At 69.8% G+C, this 16,649-nt stretch carries 20 protein-coding genes; 6 read left to right on the forward strand and 14 right to left on the reverse strand.

Annotated elements, in window-relative coordinates; translation table 11 throughout:
• The first annotated feature begins 19 nt into the window (after positions 1 to 19).
• The 6 genes from ACSHV8_RS00815 (at position 20) to ACSHV8_RS00840 (ending at position 3,346) form a co-directional block, all read left to right on the forward strand.
• Positions 20 to 331, forward strand: a complete 312-nt coding sequence (locus tag ACSHV8_RS00815) for a hypothetical protein (RefSeq protein ID WP_436528373.1) — start codon at positions 20 to 22, stop codon at positions 329 to 331.
• Positions 332 to 732: 401 nt separating this feature from the next.
• Positions 733 to 1,029, forward strand: a complete 297-nt coding sequence (locus ACSHV8_RS00820) for a hypothetical protein (protein WP_436528375.1) — start codon at positions 733 to 735, stop codon at positions 1,027 to 1,029.
• Positions 1,030 to 1,133: 104 nt separating this feature from the next.
• Positions 1,134 to 1,919: a sulfite exporter TauE/SafE family protein gene (locus ACSHV8_RS00825; RefSeq protein ID WP_436528376.1), complete on the forward strand. Its 786-nt coding sequence runs from the start codon at positions 1,134 to 1,136 to the stop codon at positions 1,917 to 1,919.
• A gap of 269 nt (positions 1,920 to 2,188) precedes the next feature.
• Positions 2,189 to 2,557: a hypothetical protein gene (locus ACSHV8_RS00830; RefSeq protein ID WP_436528378.1), complete on the forward strand. Its 369-nt coding sequence runs from the start codon at positions 2,189 to 2,191 to the stop codon at positions 2,555 to 2,557.
• Positions 2,544 to 3,020: a MerR family transcriptional regulator gene (locus tag ACSHV8_RS00835; RefSeq protein ID WP_436528380.1), complete on the forward strand. Its 477-nt coding sequence runs from the start codon at positions 2,544 to 2,546 to the stop codon at positions 3,018 to 3,020. The genes ACSHV8_RS00830 and ACSHV8_RS00835 overlap by 14 nt, the downstream gene beginning before the upstream one ends.
• Positions 3,017 to 3,346: a hypothetical protein gene (locus tag ACSHV8_RS00840; RefSeq protein WP_436528382.1), complete on the forward strand. Its 330-nt coding sequence runs from the start codon at positions 3,017 to 3,019 to the stop codon at positions 3,344 to 3,346. Before ACSHV8_RS00835 ends, ACSHV8_RS00840 begins: the two co-directional genes overlap by 4 nt.
• Positions 3,347 to 3,591: 245 nt before the next feature.
• On the opposite strand, the gene ACSHV8_RS00845 is transcribed toward ACSHV8_RS00840, so the two are convergent.
• From ACSHV8_RS00845 to ACSHV8_RS00910, 14 genes are all read right to left on the reverse strand, one after another.
• Entirely contained in the window at positions 3,592 to 3,927 is a 336-nt protein-coding gene (locus tag ACSHV8_RS00845) for a YbaB/EbfC family nucleoid-associated protein (RefSeq protein WP_436528384.1), read from the reverse strand.
• A gap of 155 nt (positions 3,928 to 4,082) precedes the next feature.
• Positions 4,083 to 4,490 (reverse strand): YkvA family protein, encoded by a 408-nt coding sequence (locus ACSHV8_RS00850; RefSeq protein WP_436528385.1) that lies wholly within the window; start codon positions 4,488 to 4,490, stop codon positions 4,083 to 4,085.
• A gap of 14 nt (positions 4,491 to 4,504) precedes the next feature.
• Positions 4,505 to 5,089 (reverse strand): Chromate resistance protein ChrB, encoded by a 585-nt coding sequence (locus ACSHV8_RS00855; RefSeq protein WP_436528387.1) that lies wholly within the window; start codon positions 5,087 to 5,089, stop codon positions 4,505 to 4,507.
• A 55-nt stretch (positions 5,090 to 5,144) separates the two neighbouring features.
• Complete coding sequence (locus ACSHV8_RS00860) at positions 5,145 to 7,538, reverse strand: tyrosine-type recombinase/integrase (RefSeq protein ID WP_436528389.1); 2,394 nt, start codon at positions 7,536 to 7,538, stop codon at positions 5,145 to 5,147.
• The gene (locus ACSHV8_RS00865) at positions 7,535 to 8,800 is read right to left on the reverse strand and encodes a tyrosine-type recombinase/integrase (protein WP_436528390.1); all 1,266 of its coding nucleotides are present in this window, start codon (positions 8,798 to 8,800) and stop codon (positions 7,535 to 7,537) included. Before ACSHV8_RS00865 ends, ACSHV8_RS00860 begins: the two co-directional genes overlap by 4 nt.
• 210 nt (positions 8,801 to 9,010) lie before the next feature.
• Positions 9,011 to 9,256: a hypothetical protein gene (locus ACSHV8_RS00870; RefSeq protein WP_436528391.1), complete on the reverse strand. Its 246-nt coding sequence runs from the start codon at positions 9,254 to 9,256 to the stop codon at positions 9,011 to 9,013.
• Positions 9,256 to 9,732, reverse strand: a complete 477-nt coding sequence (locus ACSHV8_RS00875; protein WP_436528392.1) for an NUDIX domain-containing protein — start codon at positions 9,730 to 9,732, stop codon at positions 9,256 to 9,258. The genes ACSHV8_RS00870 and ACSHV8_RS00875 overlap by 1 nt, the downstream gene beginning before the upstream one ends.
• 328 nt (positions 9,733 to 10,060) lie before the next feature.
• Positions 10,061 to 10,582, reverse strand: a complete 522-nt coding sequence (locus tag ACSHV8_RS00880) for a topology modulation protein (protein ID WP_436528393.1) — start codon at positions 10,580 to 10,582, stop codon at positions 10,061 to 10,063.
• Positions 10,583 to 10,694: 112 nt separating this feature from the next.
• A complete protein-coding gene (locus ACSHV8_RS00885) occupies positions 10,695 to 12,008 on the reverse strand; it encodes an MFS transporter (RefSeq protein WP_436528395.1) in 1,314 nt (437 codons plus the stop codon).
• A complete protein-coding gene (locus ACSHV8_RS00890; protein ID WP_436528397.1) occupies positions 11,998 to 12,525 on the reverse strand; it encodes a hypothetical protein in 528 nt (175 codons plus the stop codon). Before ACSHV8_RS00890 ends, ACSHV8_RS00885 begins: the two co-directional genes overlap by 11 nt.
• Positions 12,522 to 14,408, reverse strand: a complete 1,887-nt coding sequence (locus ACSHV8_RS00895; RefSeq protein ID WP_436528399.1) for an ABC transporter ATP-binding protein — start codon at positions 14,406 to 14,408, stop codon at positions 12,522 to 12,524. The genes ACSHV8_RS00890 and ACSHV8_RS00895 overlap by 4 nt, the downstream gene beginning before the upstream one ends.
• A 281-nt stretch (positions 14,409 to 14,689) precedes the next feature.
• Positions 14,690 to 15,097, reverse strand: coding sequence for a hypothetical protein (locus ACSHV8_RS00900; protein ID WP_436528401.1), 408 nt, complete (start codon positions 15,095 to 15,097; stop codon positions 14,690 to 14,692).
• 26 nt (positions 15,098 to 15,123) lie between these two features.
• Entirely contained in the window at positions 15,124 to 15,927 is an 804-nt protein-coding gene (locus ACSHV8_RS00905; protein WP_436528402.1) for an aldo/keto reductase, read from the reverse strand.
• 42 nt (positions 15,928 to 15,969) lie between these two features.
• Entirely contained in the window at positions 15,970 to 16,632 is a 663-nt protein-coding gene (locus ACSHV8_RS00910; protein ID WP_436528404.1) for a 3'-5' exonuclease, read from the reverse strand.
• Between the last annotated feature and the right edge of the window lie 17 nt (positions 16,633 to 16,649).

The raw sequence follows: 16,649 nt of genomic DNA on the forward strand, positions 1-16,649 counted from the left end.
CGCGCGAAGGGACATCCGTATGCCGCTGTGGCCGAACACAGGGACGCCGACCGAAGACGCCCGGCTCACGTCGATGATCCGGATCAACGCACTGATCCTGATCGCCTCACTGTCGCTGGTGATGTGCGCACCCCGGTTCGGCAACCTCGAACGCGACCAGTACGTCAGCTACGCCCTCGGCTACACCGCATCGCTGGCCACCGCCGCCGGAACCTGGCTGCGCCTGCGCCGTCACCATCAACTGCTCCTGCTGGCGGCCCTGGCCGTGGCCATGATCGCAGCGATCTGGATGGCCGTCGACGTGGTGCTCGTCACGTCTGTCGCCATGTAACCCCCTCGGCCTTTCGCCATTGGTTCCTCGATCCCCGTGCCGGGGCATCAGGCGCCGACTTCTCTGATCCCGACTCCGACACGAGGTGCACCATGTTCAGAGGACCGTCATCTGACTCGCCGGACGAAGCCGCCAGCTGGTCCCGGGAGGATCTGCACGGCGCGTCCCCGCGGTTCGATGCGCGGGTGGCGTTCGGATACGACGCGGACGCGGAAGGTAGCTACTACCCCGATCCGGAGGACTACCCGCCGACGGTCGCCGGTAGCTCGGCGCCGCCGCCGGCGTTCACCGACGAGCCCGCCGAATCGTCATCACTCCGATCCGGCCGGGGCCTTGTCAGCGAGTCGCGGCCTTCGGGATCCGGTGCGGCCTGGCGAACGCCAAGCGGCCGGGCTGCACGAGTGGCGGTCACGGTGGCCGCAGCAGTCCTGGGACTGGCCGCCGCAGCCGCCGGCGTCGCCCAGCTCAGCGCCGCGCCACCCCAGTCGACGGCGCCGGCCACATCCGAGACCGCCACGACTGCACCGCCCGATACCGGGCAGAACACCGACCCGGAGGTGACCACGCAGGACCCGATCGAGGCGACGGCCGAGGTTCCAGAGACACCGGCGAGCACGGCCGCCCGGCCATCGCCGCAGCAGAACGATCGCGGGGAAACCCAGAATGACGACCGCGGCGAGGAGCGGGACGAGGATTGACCGCGTGTGATGCCGCCTGATGGGCTCGCTGCCCGACGTACAAAGGTCTTGCAACAGTTGCGGGCTATCGTGCCGATCATGCATGGCGTGCCGGACTCTGCCGGATGAGCTGGCAGACCGGCCTCACCGGCTTCCTCGCCGGGCTGCTGATCTCCGTCATCACGTCGCCGGTCGGGGTTTCGGGCGCGGTGTTCCTGCTGCCGGTGCAGCTGAGTGTGCTACACGTGCCCAACCCGGCTGTCACTGCGACCAACCTGCTGTTCAACGTCGTCTCCGGGCCCGGCGCCCTGGCCCGCTACCGGCACAACGGTCAGCTCACCGGTGCCCTTACGCGGCTGCTGATCGCCGGAACGGTCCCGGGCGTCATCCTCGGCGCGATCATCCGGGTGTTCGCCATCCCCGGACCGCAGATCTTCCGGCTCGTGGCCGCCGCGGTCCTGCTCCCGCTCGGCCTCTGGCTCTGCACCCGCACCCTGCGCGCCGATGCCTGCGACCGGCCGCCGCTGTCACGCCGGGTCATCCTCGGACTCAGCCCGATCACCGGCACCGTCGGCGGCATCTACGGCATCGGCGGCGGATCCATCCTCGGTCCGATCCTCGCCGGTCGCGGCATCCCGAGGACCCGGATCGCGCCCGCCGCCCTGGCCTCAACCCTGCTCACCTCGATCGTCGGTGCCGCCACCTACGGCATTCTCGCCCTGACCAGCAGCGGCGACATCGCCCCGCACTGGATCCTCGGCCTGCTCTGCGGCGCTGGTGGCCTGATCGGCGGTTACCTCGGTGCCCGGCTCCAGCCCTACCTGCCCGAGAAGGCGCTGCAGCTGCTGCTCGGGGTTCTGGCCACGATTCTGGCGATCCTCTACCTGATCCAAGGCTCCCGCGGCCGGTAACCAGCCACGCACCCATCGAGGCAGACCTGGCTTCGGTCGCGGCGTTCGGCGACCGGATGTCGATGACCTCCGGGACCGCCTCACCTCGACGAAAATCCCACGGTCACACGTTCACGGCCCATCAGGACGGTTGAGCATGGCCTGCGTTCGGACTGGCGGTTGCCGACGCTCGTGAGAGCGCGAGCGCCGGCCATACGGGATGCGGCCGACGAACACCGTCAGGACCGACCCTTGCATCCGGTACCTAGGTACGGGCTTACCGTCGTCACATGACCGCCACTGATCCGGTGTGGGTGCCCGAGACGTGCACGCTGCCCACCGCCGAACAGCCGTTACGGCTTGCCGAGTTCGACAACCTGTTCACCACCTCCCTGCGCGACATCACCACGACCAGCCCGACACAGGCGCGACTTGAGCTGGCCGGTCCGGCCGGACTGACCCAGCGGGTGCGGGACCTGACCGCGCGCGAGAGTAGCTGCTGCTCCTTCTTCGTTTTCACCGTCACGGCACAACCTGCCGCCGATGGCGAGACGGTGACCCTGGAGATCCAGGTGCCGCCGCAGCACACCGGCGTACTCGCCGCCCTCGTGCAACGGACCGCCACCGCCAAGGCCATCGAAGCCGATGACCCGGCTTGAGCGGCGGCAGGGCGGCATGACGGTGCCGCACCGTGATGGCCTGCGTACCGGTGAGGTCGCCGAACAAGCCGGCGTCAACATCCAGACGCTGCGTTACTACGAACGCCGCGGCCTGCTCGCCGAACCAATCCGCTCGACCGGCGGACACCGGCTCTACCCGGCCGACACCGTCGCCCTGCTCACCGTGATCAAAGCCGCGCAGCGGCTCGGGTTCACCCTCGACGAGGTCGCCGACCTGCTCGACGCCGGCCGCCGCCGGCACCCCAGCGCAGATCTGCAGCAACGCGCCATCGACAAGATCGCCGAGATCGAGGCGAAAATCGCCGACCTGACCGCCATCCGGGCCACCCTCACCGAAGTCGTCGACGCCCGCTGCGACAGCCTCACCAACTGCACCTGTGATGACTGCCCTATCCCGTTCCTGACCATCGGCACCGACCGCCCCGACGGAGACCCCGCATGAACCAGCCCCACCGGACGGCCACCACCAGGCCGATCCACCAGCACCCGGCGCCGGCCGTCGACAACGCACCACCAACCCGCAGCAAGATCACCGGAGCTCTCGCCGCCCTGGCCTGCGCCGCCTGCTGCGCGCTCCCACTACTGATCACCGCCGGCGTGCTCACCGGCGCCGGCGCGGCGCTGCTCGAACAGACCCTGCTCGCCCTCGCCGCAATCCTGGTGGCCGTCGCGCTGGGCACGTGGTGGCTGCACCGGCGGCGCAGCACCCAGCGGGCTTCCGCGGCCGGACCCGCGAGCGGGTGCGGCAGCGCCAGCTGCGGCTGCTGAGCCACCAATCACCCCACTGTCTGCCACCCGGCCCGCAACCGCAGGCCGCTGTACCGGCTCACCACCCGAGCGATCTTCCGATCCACCCTGCTGTTCGCCCTGGCCGCCGACGCCCGAGATCGGCGGCGCCTGGCTTATCGGGCAGGGCATACGCGAGGACAAGGACCTGCCCGGGATGGGCGCCGGCATCGCCGCCCTCGGCGCGTACGGCTTCGCCGCGAGCCTTCAGCCAGACTCGAACCGCGTCAGGCAAGGCCGGCGCGCTGCCCGTCCGCGAACTGCTGCACCTGCCGTGCAGCGTCCGCGGTGGCCTGGCGCACCGTGGTCACGATGGCCGCAGCCAGGTCATCGAAGTGCACCTCTGGGCCGGGCGGCGGGCGAAGGCGCAGGTCGACGAGACGCCCGGCCGAGTCCACCGTGGCCACCACAGCACCGTCCGGCGATGCCGCGCTCACCCGCATAGTCGCGAGGTCACGTTCGAACTGGTCGGCCAAATCCTGGTACTGCTCGTACCCGCCGTACACATCCTGCAAGCTGCTGCGCAGCTCTGCTGAAGCCGCGGCACTCGGCTGCTCGGACACCACAGATACCTACCCTCCTCGGCAGGGGAACTCGCCGACGGTACCCATGATCTACAACGGCGTGCACATCGGCGATGCCGCTGGGTAACGGATGGCTGCGGAAATGCCGCTTCGGTCGATCCGGCATTCCACCGACCGGCCGACCACCGGCAAGTTCAGCGGTTCAGGCCGGTGAGCCGGCTGAGCGCGGCGAAGCCATCGTCGGTGCCCGGCCAGTGTTTACGGACAGCGTCGAGGCCGGCACGGCGGACAGTGGAACGCAACACCGCAGTGATGATGATCGCGTCGTCGGCGTAGCCGAGGATCGGAATGAAGTCGGGGATGAGGTCGAACGGGATTGCCAGGTAGGCCAGCAGCAGGCCGAGGCGGATCCGCACACCGCGTGGCAGGGCCGGGTCGCCGGCCAGGCGGCGCAGCAGCCGCAGCAGATCCGGCAGCAGCCGCAGGGCTTCTTTGAGCTGTGCCTTGTCCGGCTTGGCGACCAGCAGCGCGATGAGCAGAGCGAGCCAGATCAGCAGCAGCGCGACACCGATGCTGATCAACAGTTGCCACCACCAGGCCATGGAACTCAATCCTCTCAGCGGGCAGGAACGTCATTGGAGATCGGCGCAATCTCGCGCGCCTCGGCGTTGAGTGCGGCGGCCTCGAAGGCGGCCAGAGCCTCGGCGCATTCCGCGACCGCCGCCTCGGCGGCGGCACGCCCGGGTGCCCCGAAGTAGTCCCGGTCGCTTATCTTCGCGAGCCAGCTACGGAAACGCTCCAGGTCGGCCTCGGACTCCTCGACCTCGGCGTAGGTCGCACGGCCGCGCGCCGTCTCCGTGGCGATCTCCTGCAGCATCGCGGGCGTCCGCTCGAGAACCTCGGCGTATTCGCTGTCCCGCGCGGCGTTGAACTGCTCGACCAGGGCCGCCTGCTCGGCTGGGTCGGCGATCTCGATCCGCAAGACCTGCCCGGTGCCGCCGTCAGTGTGAACACGGGCGAGCAGCCGCCGGACCTGCCGCTCGACCGGATCCCGGGCAGGTAACAGGCAGACGGACTGCTGCAGGTAGAGCGCACCGAGGGAGCGCAGCTTGCGCCACACCGCCACGCGCAGGCTGTCCGGGCCGCCGGCGCTGGAAATGCTGACCAGCAGCAGCGGCACTCTCCCCACCGTCGAGGTCATGCTACGAACGTAACATTTGGATGCTTCGTACGTATCAAGCCGCGCGGTTTCATGGTCAGGCGGGCAGCGTCGGCCGCTCGCGGATGACGGGCATACCCAGGCCGACCGGTCCTTGACCAGCGGGGCGGCGGTCGAGGGTGTCGAGCTTGGCCCAGGCGGCGTCCAGGCTGACGGTGAGACCCTGGATCTCGCCGAGCCAGCCCTGCGTCCGCGCCTCGTCGATGCGGTCTCGCAGGTTGGTGATGATCGCCGCCAGCCGGGGCCGTTGCGCGGCGTCGACGCGCAGCATCGGGCACCGCACGCAGGCGTGTTCGTGCTGGCAGGGGGTGCCGTAGGGGCGCCCGCACGTGCCGAGTTCGAGTTTGCGTAGCTGGAAGTGCTGCTGGAAGTCCTGCCATTCGGCGTCGGTGGGCTCGCGGTATTCGGCGCTGGAGCGTGTCGCCCGACGCTCGGCCAGAAACGAGCGGTAGGTGCGGATGAGATCGTCCTGGAAGACGGCCATATACGCCTGCGTGGTTTCGATGCTTTCGTGCCCGAGTAGCCGGGCGGCGATGTGGACAGGCAGGCCGCCGGCGACGGCTTCGGTGGCGAAGATCCGGCGGAAGTCGTGCGGGGTGAAGCGCAGCGGCTCGCCGGCCTGGTTGCTGAGCCCGGACAGGGCTAGGACTTCGTTGAGGGCTCGCTGCACGTGGGTGGTGCTCAGGACTTCGCGGCGCCAGCCGATGACGTGCTGGAACAGGTGGGGCAACAGCGGGCTGGTCGTGCGTTCGTGCGGGTCGTAGCGGGCGACCAGCGGGATCCGGCCGGTCTGCGGGTCGCGGAGCCGTTTGATGATCGCCGCCAGCACGCTGGCGAGCTCGGGGCTAACCAGTAGCAGGCGCTCCCTGTTGGACTTGGACGGGACGATCTGTAGCAGCGGAACGATCTCGCCGGTGTCGGGAAGCTGGTAGGAGACCAGCGCCAGCTGGGTGAGCTCCAGCAGTTCCTCGATGCGGATCCCGGTGTGTCGCAGGGTCTCGATGACCGCCCAGCCCCAGAACGCCGAGGTTTCGGCCAGGGTCACGTTGACCTGGACGTTGGTCGTCAGGTCCGTGACCCAGACGTGGTCGGGGCCGCGCTGGCGTTCCCGCAAGGTGGCGGACTTCGGGGCGGTGCGCAGGAACGTGGCACCGTCGTGGTCGAACGTGGCGCCCAGCTCAGTGCCGGATGCCGCAGCCAGCAACATCTGCTGACGAGCACGGTGGCGTTCGGCGGCCGCGACCAGCGCCGGCAACGCCGGCAGGCGGTCCCGGACGCGTTGATGCATCTCCGCGGTGACCTGTTTGCGGACCTTGTCGCAGCTTTCGACGTCGCTGCGGCGCACCGGGCAGGCAACCGCGAACGGCGCCCACGACGGGTCTTCCGCAGCCCATTCCTGGATGTCGAGGTAGAACGCTCGCACCCGCAGGAACAACGTGCCGAGGCTGCGGCGCCGCCGGCCGGCGGGCGCCGGCCCTTTGACGGTCGCGGCCCGCTCCTTCCAGGCGACCGCGATCTCCGTGGGCAGGTTCAGCGAATCGATGCCGGGATGGTGCTTCTCCAGATCAACCCAGAAGTTACGGACTAGGCTGCCGACCAACCCGGTGAACGTGCTGTAGTCGAGCGCGGCCCGGCGCTCGTCGCAGTAGCGGACCAGGACATCGCGGATCGGCCGGCACTTCACTCCGAAAGCGTCGACCAGCTCCGCGGTCGGCCGCTGGCCGGCGCGCAGCGCGGCACGCATCGTGGTCTTACCGGGTAACACGTCGACGGCCGTCAGCAGTTCCCAGGCGGCGTGCAGACCGGGCATGTGCCGACCCATGACCGGGACGCTCCACGCTCTGGCCTGGAAGAAGTCCTCAGCATCCAGCTGCTCGAGGTCCTTGCCGGTGTGCAAAACCAGCTTGGCCAGCGCGACCAGCGGCTGATACTGCCGGCGACCGGTCATGCCGAGCTTGATCGCCACGGCCGCCACCTGCTCGAACAGCTGCGGGCTGACCGTCAGCCGGACGTCGTCGAACAGCGCGTTCGCCCGATAGCTGAGCAGGAAGTCGTAGCTGGGACGCAGCACGCGCGCGGTCAGCAGGCTCCGCATGCCCAGCCTGAGCTGATCAACCTTGTAGGCGTCCGCGCCGGGCGCAATCCGCGATGGCCACGACCTGTCGTGAACCCCGGCGGCGAGCCAGCGGTCCTGCCAGCCCTCGCCCGGCATCGTGTCCAGCCATTGCAGAATCCAGCCGGCCCCGCGCAGCCGGGCATTACGAGCCGCGCACAAGGCCGGCCAGGTCGGCAGTTCGCCGAGCACGTCCAGGACGCTGTCGATATCGGCGCGGTCGGTAAGCGGGAGTGGGTGCGGCCGCTGCACGCAGGGCTGATTGGCGAAACTCGACGAGTGCCGCCGCGAGGACTCGACGAACAAACTGGTGCTCACCGGCCGCCTCCGGCACCGAACAACACCGCCATGTCGGCAGCGTCGTACACAGCCACCGGTGGACCCGGCGGCGGCTGCACCGCGCGCTCCTCACGGTCGGCGTGGTGCTGGCGGACGCGAGCGATGACCGTCGCATCATCATCTTCGAGATAGATCTGCGTGGTCGTCAAGTGAGCGTGCCCGAGTAGAACCTGGATGTCGCGCAGCGACAGATTCGCATCCCGGGTCATCCGCAGAGCGCAGGTGTGCCGCAGGTCGTGCATCGACCAGTTCGCGCCCAACAGCGCATTCGCCCGGCGCAGGACGGCCCGCAGCGCGTCGTAGGTGAGCGTGATACGCCGAAGTCGGGCATCCTCCTGACGCCGTCGGCGCAAGGTCCACCACAGTGCCTCGCCCGGCGCCAGCCGAGCAAGCCCCGCCAGATAGAGCCGAAGCCACACGAACGCCTCCGGACTGGCCGGCAACCACTGCTCGGCGTCGGTGCCCTTACGCCGGACCCGGATCAGCTGCCCGCCCCAGTCCAGGTCGCAGGCACGCAGGCCGAGCAACTCGCTCGCCCGCGCCGCCGTGCTGATCGCCAGCACCAGCAACGCCCGGTCACGAGGCGAGCCCAACGCCGTGAACAGGTCGTTCCACGCCGCGTCCGGCATCGCCCGGGGACGGCGCCTCGGCACCCGAGGGTTGTAACGCAACCGACCCTCCGGCCGGAACGGCTGCAACGGGTTGTGATGCGCGTTCGGCCGGCGACCGCCGCCGCGCCGCGCGAGCGGCACCGGATTGATCAAGGGCCCGCAACCCTGCTCGATCCAGAAGTCGTAGAACGTACGCAGGACCGCGTTGTTGTGCCGAACCGTCCGCGGCTTGTATTCATCGTCCAGGTACTGCTTTCGCGTCACCGCGTTAACCGTGCCCGCGAGCTTCAGCGACGCGGTCCGGCGACCTGCCACCGGCTTGACCGCCTGTCTCAACCAGAGCACGAAGTCGCGGTTCTCCACCGCGGTCGCCTGACTCCAGCCGACCTCAACCGCCCGCAGAAACCGCCACCACCGCAACAGCGCGAAAGCGTAACTACGGACCGATCCAGGCCGGTTGCCGCACGCGGCGAAGTCTCGCAGGAACGTCTGCACCGGCGTGACCGCAACGCCGGCGTCATCCAGCATCGCGAACGGCACCATGCCATCGACCGGGACCACTCGGCCCCACGACGGCAACACGATCGCGGCGACGTCGCGCTCTCGCTGCTCCAGGTCTTGCACGACCACCAGCCCGTCTCCCGAGATGGAACTCCTCGTGAGAACTGTCACGCCCACCCTGGACAACTACTCTGCGTATACCGAAACGTTCACCCTGTCCCGGCGCGGCGTAGTCCGGTCAACAAGGTGCCGGGCGTGATGGGTGTAGGTGAGTTCGGGTACGGAAGTGAACGCGTCGTCGATCGTGGTCACGGCACTCCTTGCGGCGGGCGGCAGGGGTCAGATGCTGGTGCGGTCGGTACTGCGGGTGGCGATCCGGTGCTCGGCGCAGACGCGGCCCTCGCCGGCCATGCGCCGCCACAACCGGGCCTTGTTCAGCGTGATCGCGTCACGCGCCACGGCGATGCGCAGCCGGCCCGGCCCGCTCAGCAGCACGCCGCCCGGCGCGAACCGGAGTCGTCCGGTCGAGGAGCGCGGATGAAGGCGATTCGGGGCCGTGGCCGGGCCCAGGATTTGGCCCGGCATCACTGCCAGCCACTGAGCTGCAGACGGGTGCCGGCTCGCCACGCGTCGATCGCCGCGACCGTGTACGGGTAGGTGTTCTCCGGGATCTCGTCCAGCCCGAACCAGCGGACCTCGCCGCATTTGTGCGGCTCCCCATTGATCGGCACGCCGTGCCGGACAGGGTCATATGCGGCGGCGAAAATCAGCCCGATCCGGGCGTGCCAAGCGCTGCGGTGATGCACGACGCCGACGAACTGCGGCTCGTCGCCCTCGAAGCGCACGCCGATCTCCTCGGCCGCTTCCCGACGGATCCCGGTGATCGCATCCTCGCCGTGCTCCAGCTTGCCGCTGGGACAATTCCACTGATTATCGGCGTATCCGGTGTTCTGCCGCAGCGCGAGCAGGATGCGGTCGCCGTGGGCGAGCAGGAGGAAGACGTCGACCGGGTGCAGCGGTGGCGGCTCGCTCGACGGCTCGGGGCGGTGCGGATCGCTCAACGTTGTCTCCTTCGACCGATCAGACCAGAACGTTTCGGACGTGGGCCGGACCCGCTGGTGCGGGCAGATCGGCCAGCCGGCTCAGTTGGCCCGGCCGCGGCCAGCGCAGGCCAGTGGCGAGCAGCTGTTCGATAAGGGGCGCGGGCGGGAGAAATAGTGCCTCGAACCAACCGATCGGTCACCAGGCCGCATGCGGTCGGGCGCAGCAGCGCGGTGCTGATTCCGACCGGATCAGCCGGGAATCCGGCGGGCGTGGGTGTCCTACAGTCGATCATCACGCGCGTCACGGCGTTGAGGACCGGATCGCGGGCGTACCCGGGTAGGGCGGTCACCGGCGACCGCCGATGTGATGGACCTGCACGTCGAGGTACAGGTTGGTCTGCTCGCGACTGGTCAGGTGGATCACCGGCGCACCGTGGAAGTGCTGGGCGATGCAGGCCCGGACTTTCGGCAGGTGGGTACGCCGGAACCGCCAGGCCACGTAGAACAGAAACGACCCGTTGATGCGGTCGAGCACGCCGTCGGGGTGCCGGCCACCGCGGTAGCGCCATCGCCGTTGCGCGATGCCCCAAAGGCAGACCAGCGGGTGCGGGTCAACGATGATCACCGTGTCGGCCCGGGCGAGCCGGATCGGCAGCGATGCCAGCGACGTCCCGTCGATAATCCACGTTTCGGCGGCGGCGGCCGTGCGCTGGCTGTCGGCAAAGACGTCGTCGGCGACCGTGGTCCCGTCGTCGGCGTAACGCAGGTCGTCCAGGTGCGTGACCGGGATGCCGAGCAGCTCGCCGAGCCGGTTGGCCAGCACGGTCTTCCCGCTACCCCCATTCCCGACGACCGCGATCCGGTTCACGCAAGGCCCTCCCTGCAGTCGGCGTTGTCGGCGGCACCGGGTCCCATCAGCCGCTCGACGGTGTCGCCGCGCCGGATCGGGTCCGCGAACCGGCCGCGTCGCATCGGATCGGTCATGCCGGTGTCTCCGATCGTGGGGCATCCGCTGTGCCGGTGCTCGCGGCTCGGCGGGTGCGGGGCCAGGCTTGCCAAGGCAGGATGACGATGGTGGCCAGCAGCACGGCGGCCAGCAGCAGCAGTGCCGTCCGGGCGCCGAGCAGCGCGGCGGCGAGCCCACCGGCGGCGATCATGGCGGGTTGGGCGATCTTGCCGCTGACGGCCCAGGCGGCGGCGACCCGGGCGAGGTAGCCGTCGGCGGTGGCGTGCATCCGGTAGGTCGCGAAGGCGGGATTGAACACTCCGGCGGCGAACAGCAGGGCGGTGTCCGCGCTGACGATCATGGCAAGACCGGCTGGTGTTCCGGGGGCGAGCGGGATGATGCCCATCCACAGGCAGCGGGCCGCGCCGGCGACCAGCAGGACGCGCATCAGCCCGGTCCGGGCGATGATCCGCGGGGCCACCAGCGAGCCGAGCACCCCGGCCGCGCAGGGCAGCCCGAGGGCCAGGCCGTACTCGGCGGGCCTGAAGCCGAGGCCGCGCAGCATCAGTACCGCGATGAGCGGGGTGGAGGCGACGATGCAGCCGCCGAAGATCAGGGCGTGCGCGAACAGGCGCCGCAGGACAGGATGGGCCGCGATATGCCGCCAGCCCGCGGTCATCTCCCATACCGAGTGCCGGCCCTGGCGCGGGGCGGCGGGGCGGGGTTCGGGCTGCCGGATCCGGGCCAGGAACACGGCGGAGGCCGCGAAACTTGCCGCGTCGACCAGCACCGTGGCCAGCGCGCCGAACCGCGACACGAGCAGGCCGCCTACCGGTGGGCCGGCGGTGCTGGCCGTCCACGTGGTCGTCTCCCACCGGCTGTTGATCGCCGTAAGCCGGGCGGCCGGCACCAGGTGCTTGAGGAACGCGGTGCTGGCCGCCGACGACCCGATCGTCCCGACCGTCTGCGCGGCGGCGACCGCACACAGCTGACCGAAGGTCAGCTTGTCCAGCCACGCCGCGACCGGCACGCTGAGCAGGGCCACGCAGCGCAACACGTCCGCGCTGATCATGGCAGGCCGTTTGCGGTGGAACTCCAGCCACGGCCCGAGCGGCATGATCGTCACCGCGCCGGCGACGCCAGCCACCGCGGCCAGCAGCGACACCTGCCAGTCGGAGGCGTCCAAGGTCAGGATCGCGACCAGCGGCAGGGCACCGGCGCCGACCCCGCTGCCGGCCTGCGACACCGCGTACGCCGCCCACGCCTGCCGCACCTCCCGCTGGGCACCGCCGCTGGCGGGCGGCAGGTGCGGGTCGACGCCGATGCCGGCCGCGCGGTCAGCAGCCACCGTGCTGGCCTCCTGTCGCCGGGCCGGGTGATGCGTCGCCGACGAGGCCCAGCGCGACGTGCTGTGCGTAGTGGTCGGCGATCCCGGCCCGCACGTCGTCGATGACGTTGTAGTGCACGGCGATCCCGAGCGCGGTCCGCAGCACGTCCTCGACCTCTTTGACGAGTTTCGCCCGGTCGAACGGTCCGTGCTTGGCGACTTTGACGCCCGTTCCCTCCGCGTGGTTGACCTGCTGGGCGAGTTCGCCGGCCTCTTCCAGCAGCCGCGTCACCCGCTCGAACGGGCCGTTGTGGTCCGGGAACCGGCGCGTCAGCGCGTGCACCGTCGCCACCAGCTGCGTGAAGGTGTCGGCTGCGGCACCCGCACCCGACGGTTCGTCCCGGTCCTGATGCGGCACATCGGTCGCCGGGCGGGTCATGTCGTGGCCGACCCGGTCAGGCGCGGCTGCTGCGTCGGCGAGCTCACCATGGTCGGAGGCGGCCGGTACCTCGTCCGGAGCGTTGTCGTCGGGACTCACGACGTGACCCCGGAGCTGAGGTATCCCGCCGCCTGCAGGGTGAAGAGCTCCTGGTACCGGCCGCCGGCAGTGACGAGCTGCTGGTGTGTGCCTTCCTCGATGAGCCGGCCGTGATGCAGGACGAAGATCCGATCGGCATGCATCACGTTGGCGAGCCGATGGGTGATCAGGATGGTGGTCCGCCGGCCCTGGCGCCCGCGGATCGCCTGGAACAAGGTGTCTTCGGCGCGGGGGTCCAACGCCGAGGACGGCTCGTCCATGATCAGCAGGTCGGCGTCGCGCAGGAAGCCTCTGCTGGCGGTGATCCGCTGCCACTGTCCACCGGAGAGGTCCTGGCCGTCGGCGAACGTGCGGTCGAGCAGCGTGTCGTAGCCGTGCGGCAGATCCTGGATCATGTCGTGGGCCGCCGCCAGCTGGGCGGCTTGCTCGATCCGGGTCTGATCCGGTGCCGTATCGATGTCGCCGAGGGCGATGTTGGTGGCCGCGGTGAACGGAAATTTGTGATGTTCCTGCAGGACCACCGCGGTCCGGGCGCTGAGCGCGGCGCTGTCCCAGCCGGCCAGCTCCCGGCCGTTCCACAAGATGTCGCCGGAGCTGGGGTCACGCAGCCCGGCGATCAGGGCCGCCAGCGTTGACTTGCCCGACCCGTTTTCGCCCACCAGGGCGACGGTCTGCCCCGCCTTGATCGTCAGCGTGACGTCATCGACGGCCGGGGTGTCCCGCTCCGGGTAGTGATGGCTGACGCCGCGCACGGTCAGCTCCTGCAGCGGGCCGGGCTGTGGCGGCGCCGGGTCTGGTTGCTGCGGCAGGTAGTCACCGGCACGTCTGAGGAAGGCGACGTACTCGTTGAAGTGCTGGCCTTCGGTGAAGACCCGATCGGTCTGGAAGGTCACCTGGGTCAAGGCCCGCTGGGCGGCCTGGACGGCCACGACGCACGTCGCGGCGGCAGCTAGCGGGATCCGGCCATCGAGCAGTAACACGCCGAGCAGGACGTAGACCCCGGCGGATGCCAGGCCGCTGATCACCGCGCCGAGACTGGTCGTGGTGGTCATCCGGCGCGCCAGCGCCATCTCCACCGCGGTCTGTGCGCCCATCACCTTGTCGTACAGGCCCAGAACGAAGTTACGCAGACCGTACGACCGTAACTCCGACGCGGAGACCCGCTCGGCCATCAACCTTTGCAGCACCCACATCCGGCGCCGGCGGCCCGAGCTCTCCAGGTAGGTCTGGAACTTCACGTGGCCCGCCCGCAGGGCGGCGTACCCGTTTGGGGCGGTAGCCACGATGAGGGCCACCAGCAGCAGCGGGTGGATGACGACGACCGCGACGGTGACCGCGCACAGGCTGACCACACCGGCCAGCAGGTTCATCACGCCCTGGACCAGGTCGATCACCGAGTCGGAGCCGCGGGAGGCGCGTTCCATGCTGTCGGCGAAGCTGTCCTGATCGAAGGCGTCCAACCGGACCGCGGTTGTGCTTTCGAACAGCCGCCGCTCCGCCCGCTGGTTCACCTTCGGGGTCAGCCCGTTCATCGCATAGCCGGTCGCGATGCCCAGACCGCCACGGACAGCGGTGGCCGCAGCCAGCAACGCCAGGGCCGGCAGCGCCTCGCGCACCCGGTCCGGGGTCGGGCCGGCAGCGAACAGCGCCACCAGCACCCGCTGTGTCGCCAGCAGCCCGAACGTCGCCATCGCCCCCGCGGTCAGCGTCGCCACCGCGACAACTGCCGTGAGCAGCCGGTCGGCGGACCAGCTGACGCGCAGCGCCTCGACCACCAGCCGGGGCATGCCCGTGAACACCCCGAACAGGCCGGCGTCGACCCGGGCGCGCATGCCCTGCTCCCACCACATCGGCCGCAACTCCGGTAACACCGACTCGGGCATGGCTCTGTCTGGCTGTTGCGGAACGGACCTGCCCTGGCCGGTCTCATGGAAGGTTGCGCTCACTCGATCAGTCCTCCTCGTGGCTGGTCAGACATGGTCGGGATGCAACTCAGAGCCGAGGTGACGGCCGGATCGTCATGGCATATCGGTACCGGAGTGAGCGCGGTCCGGGCTGTCGGGCACGCGACGGAGTCAGCCGAACCGGGCCCCGTTTTCGCACATATGGTCGAATGCCGCGTGTCGCAGCGGGCCCGTCAGATCCGCCGGCGCCACGGTGGCGGTTACCGGCCAGACACATCGACAGCCTCGACGATGCGGTCGTCTGGCGCCTGCACCGGGGCGCATCCTTTGCTGCCGAGTATGTCGTCGTGCCGGCGGCGGATCGCGGCGGTCACCTGGTCGACGATGCCGAGGTCAAGGGCGATACTAACGGCGGCCCGCAGGACGTCGGACAGCTCCGCGGCAAGCTCGCCGGCATCGAACGCACCGTGCTTCTCGCGCTTGAGACCGGTGCCGGCCCAGATGTTGATCTGCCTGGCGACTTCACCGGTCTCCTCGGTCAGCTTCGCCAACCTGACGAACGCTCCCGTATCGGCGGGATAGCGCGCAGCCAGCTCGTGGGCGGTGGCCACCAGCAGGTCGAACGGCTCGTCAGCCGTGCTGTCGCCGGTCTGGATCGTGGCCGTCATGCGCTTCCTTCCGGCACGAGGGGGCGTCAGTTCGCGGAGACTTGGTGGTCGGCGGAGCAGTTGGTCCGAAGGTGCTCCGCCGAGGCCGTACCGGGGATGACGAGCATCGCCGGGGAACGGGCCAGCAGCGTGCGCAGCGTCTCGACCGGCCCGGGTGCCGCCGTTGGATCGTTGGCGGTCGGCAGGGTGATGCCGGCGTCGAACGGCTTGTAGGCGACGTAGGCCAGACCGTTGGTCTCGCAGTAGCCGAGGACCGGATCGGTGCTGGTCACGGTGTGCTGGTTCTGGACGGCGGCGATGTCCGTGATCGCGCGGGCTTGTTCGAGCTGGTCGACGGTGACTTTCGACAGGCCGATGTGCCGAATCTTGCCGGCGCTCTGCAGGTCGACGAGCACGCCGAGCTGGTCGGCGAGCGGCACCTGCGGGTCGATGCGGTGCAGGTAGTACAGGTCGAGGGTGTCGATGCGCAGGCGGCGCAGGCTCAGTTCGGCGCACTGGGTCAGGTACTCCGGTCGGCCGCAGGGACGCCAGATGTTCGGTCCGGGCCGTAGCAGGCCGCCTTTGGTCGCGATGAGCAGGTCGTCGGGGTAGGGGTGCAACGCTTCGCGGATCAAGGTTTCGACGGTGTGCGGGCCATAGGCGTCCGCCGTGTCGAGATGGTTGATGCCGTGGTCGTGAACGGCGGCGCGCAGCAGGCGGCGGGCGGCGTCGGGGTCGGCGGGCAGGTCCCAGTGACCGGGGCCGGTGAGTTGCATGGTGCCGTAGCCGAGGCGCCGGACCGGCAGGTCACCGCCGATGGCGAAGGTTCGGGTGTCGGTGCTGCTGGTCATCGAGGTGCTTCTCCTATGGCCCCGGTGACGATGCGGAGGCCGTCAGTCGAACAGGGTGGGTTGCGGATCTTCGGCTGCGACAGTGGTCGTCGACTGCGGTGCTGCGAGGGGAATCGCGGCGACTGCGGCGAGTTGGCGCAATGTGGGTTCGGTGGCGAAGTGCTGGCGGATCAGGGCGGGAAGCAGCAGTGCCGCGCCGGTGGTGTCCCACAGCGCTCGGTGGGGCCGGCTGCCGTGTGCGGCGGCGGTGACGGCAGCGGTCAGTTGCAGGTGGGTCAGTAAGTCGGTGAGGCCGACTTTGCCGGGTATGGTGGCGGCTTTCGCGAGGCGCATCGTGTCGATGAGGCCGGCGATGGTCAGGTCGGGCAGGTGCCGGTGCAGCAGGCGCCAGTCGACGCCGATGTTGTGGCCGACCAGCCACGCGCCGCGCAGGCGGGCGAGCAGGGCGGGGCGGATGTCGTCGAGGGTGGGCTGGCCGTGCAGGGCGGCGCCGGCCAGCCCGGGTGAGATCCACGGCCGGGCGGGGATCACCCGGCCTGGATCGATGCCGGTGGTGTAGGCGGTGGCGATGTCCGGGTGCCCGTTGAGGAGCCGGACCGCGGCTATCTCGAGGATCTGCTCGTGGTCGCGTTCCTGGGCGCCGGTGCCTTCCAGATCGAGGGCGACCAGGTTCGCGGCGTGCCAGGGCACAGGTTCGGTGGTCACCGCGTTCACCGTACCGG

Source organism: Actinoplanes sp. HUAS TT8 (genome assembly GCF_051380535.1).
In the GTDB taxonomy this organism is placed as follows: domain Bacteria; phylum Actinomycetota; class Actinomycetes; order Mycobacteriales; family Micromonosporaceae; genus Actinoplanes.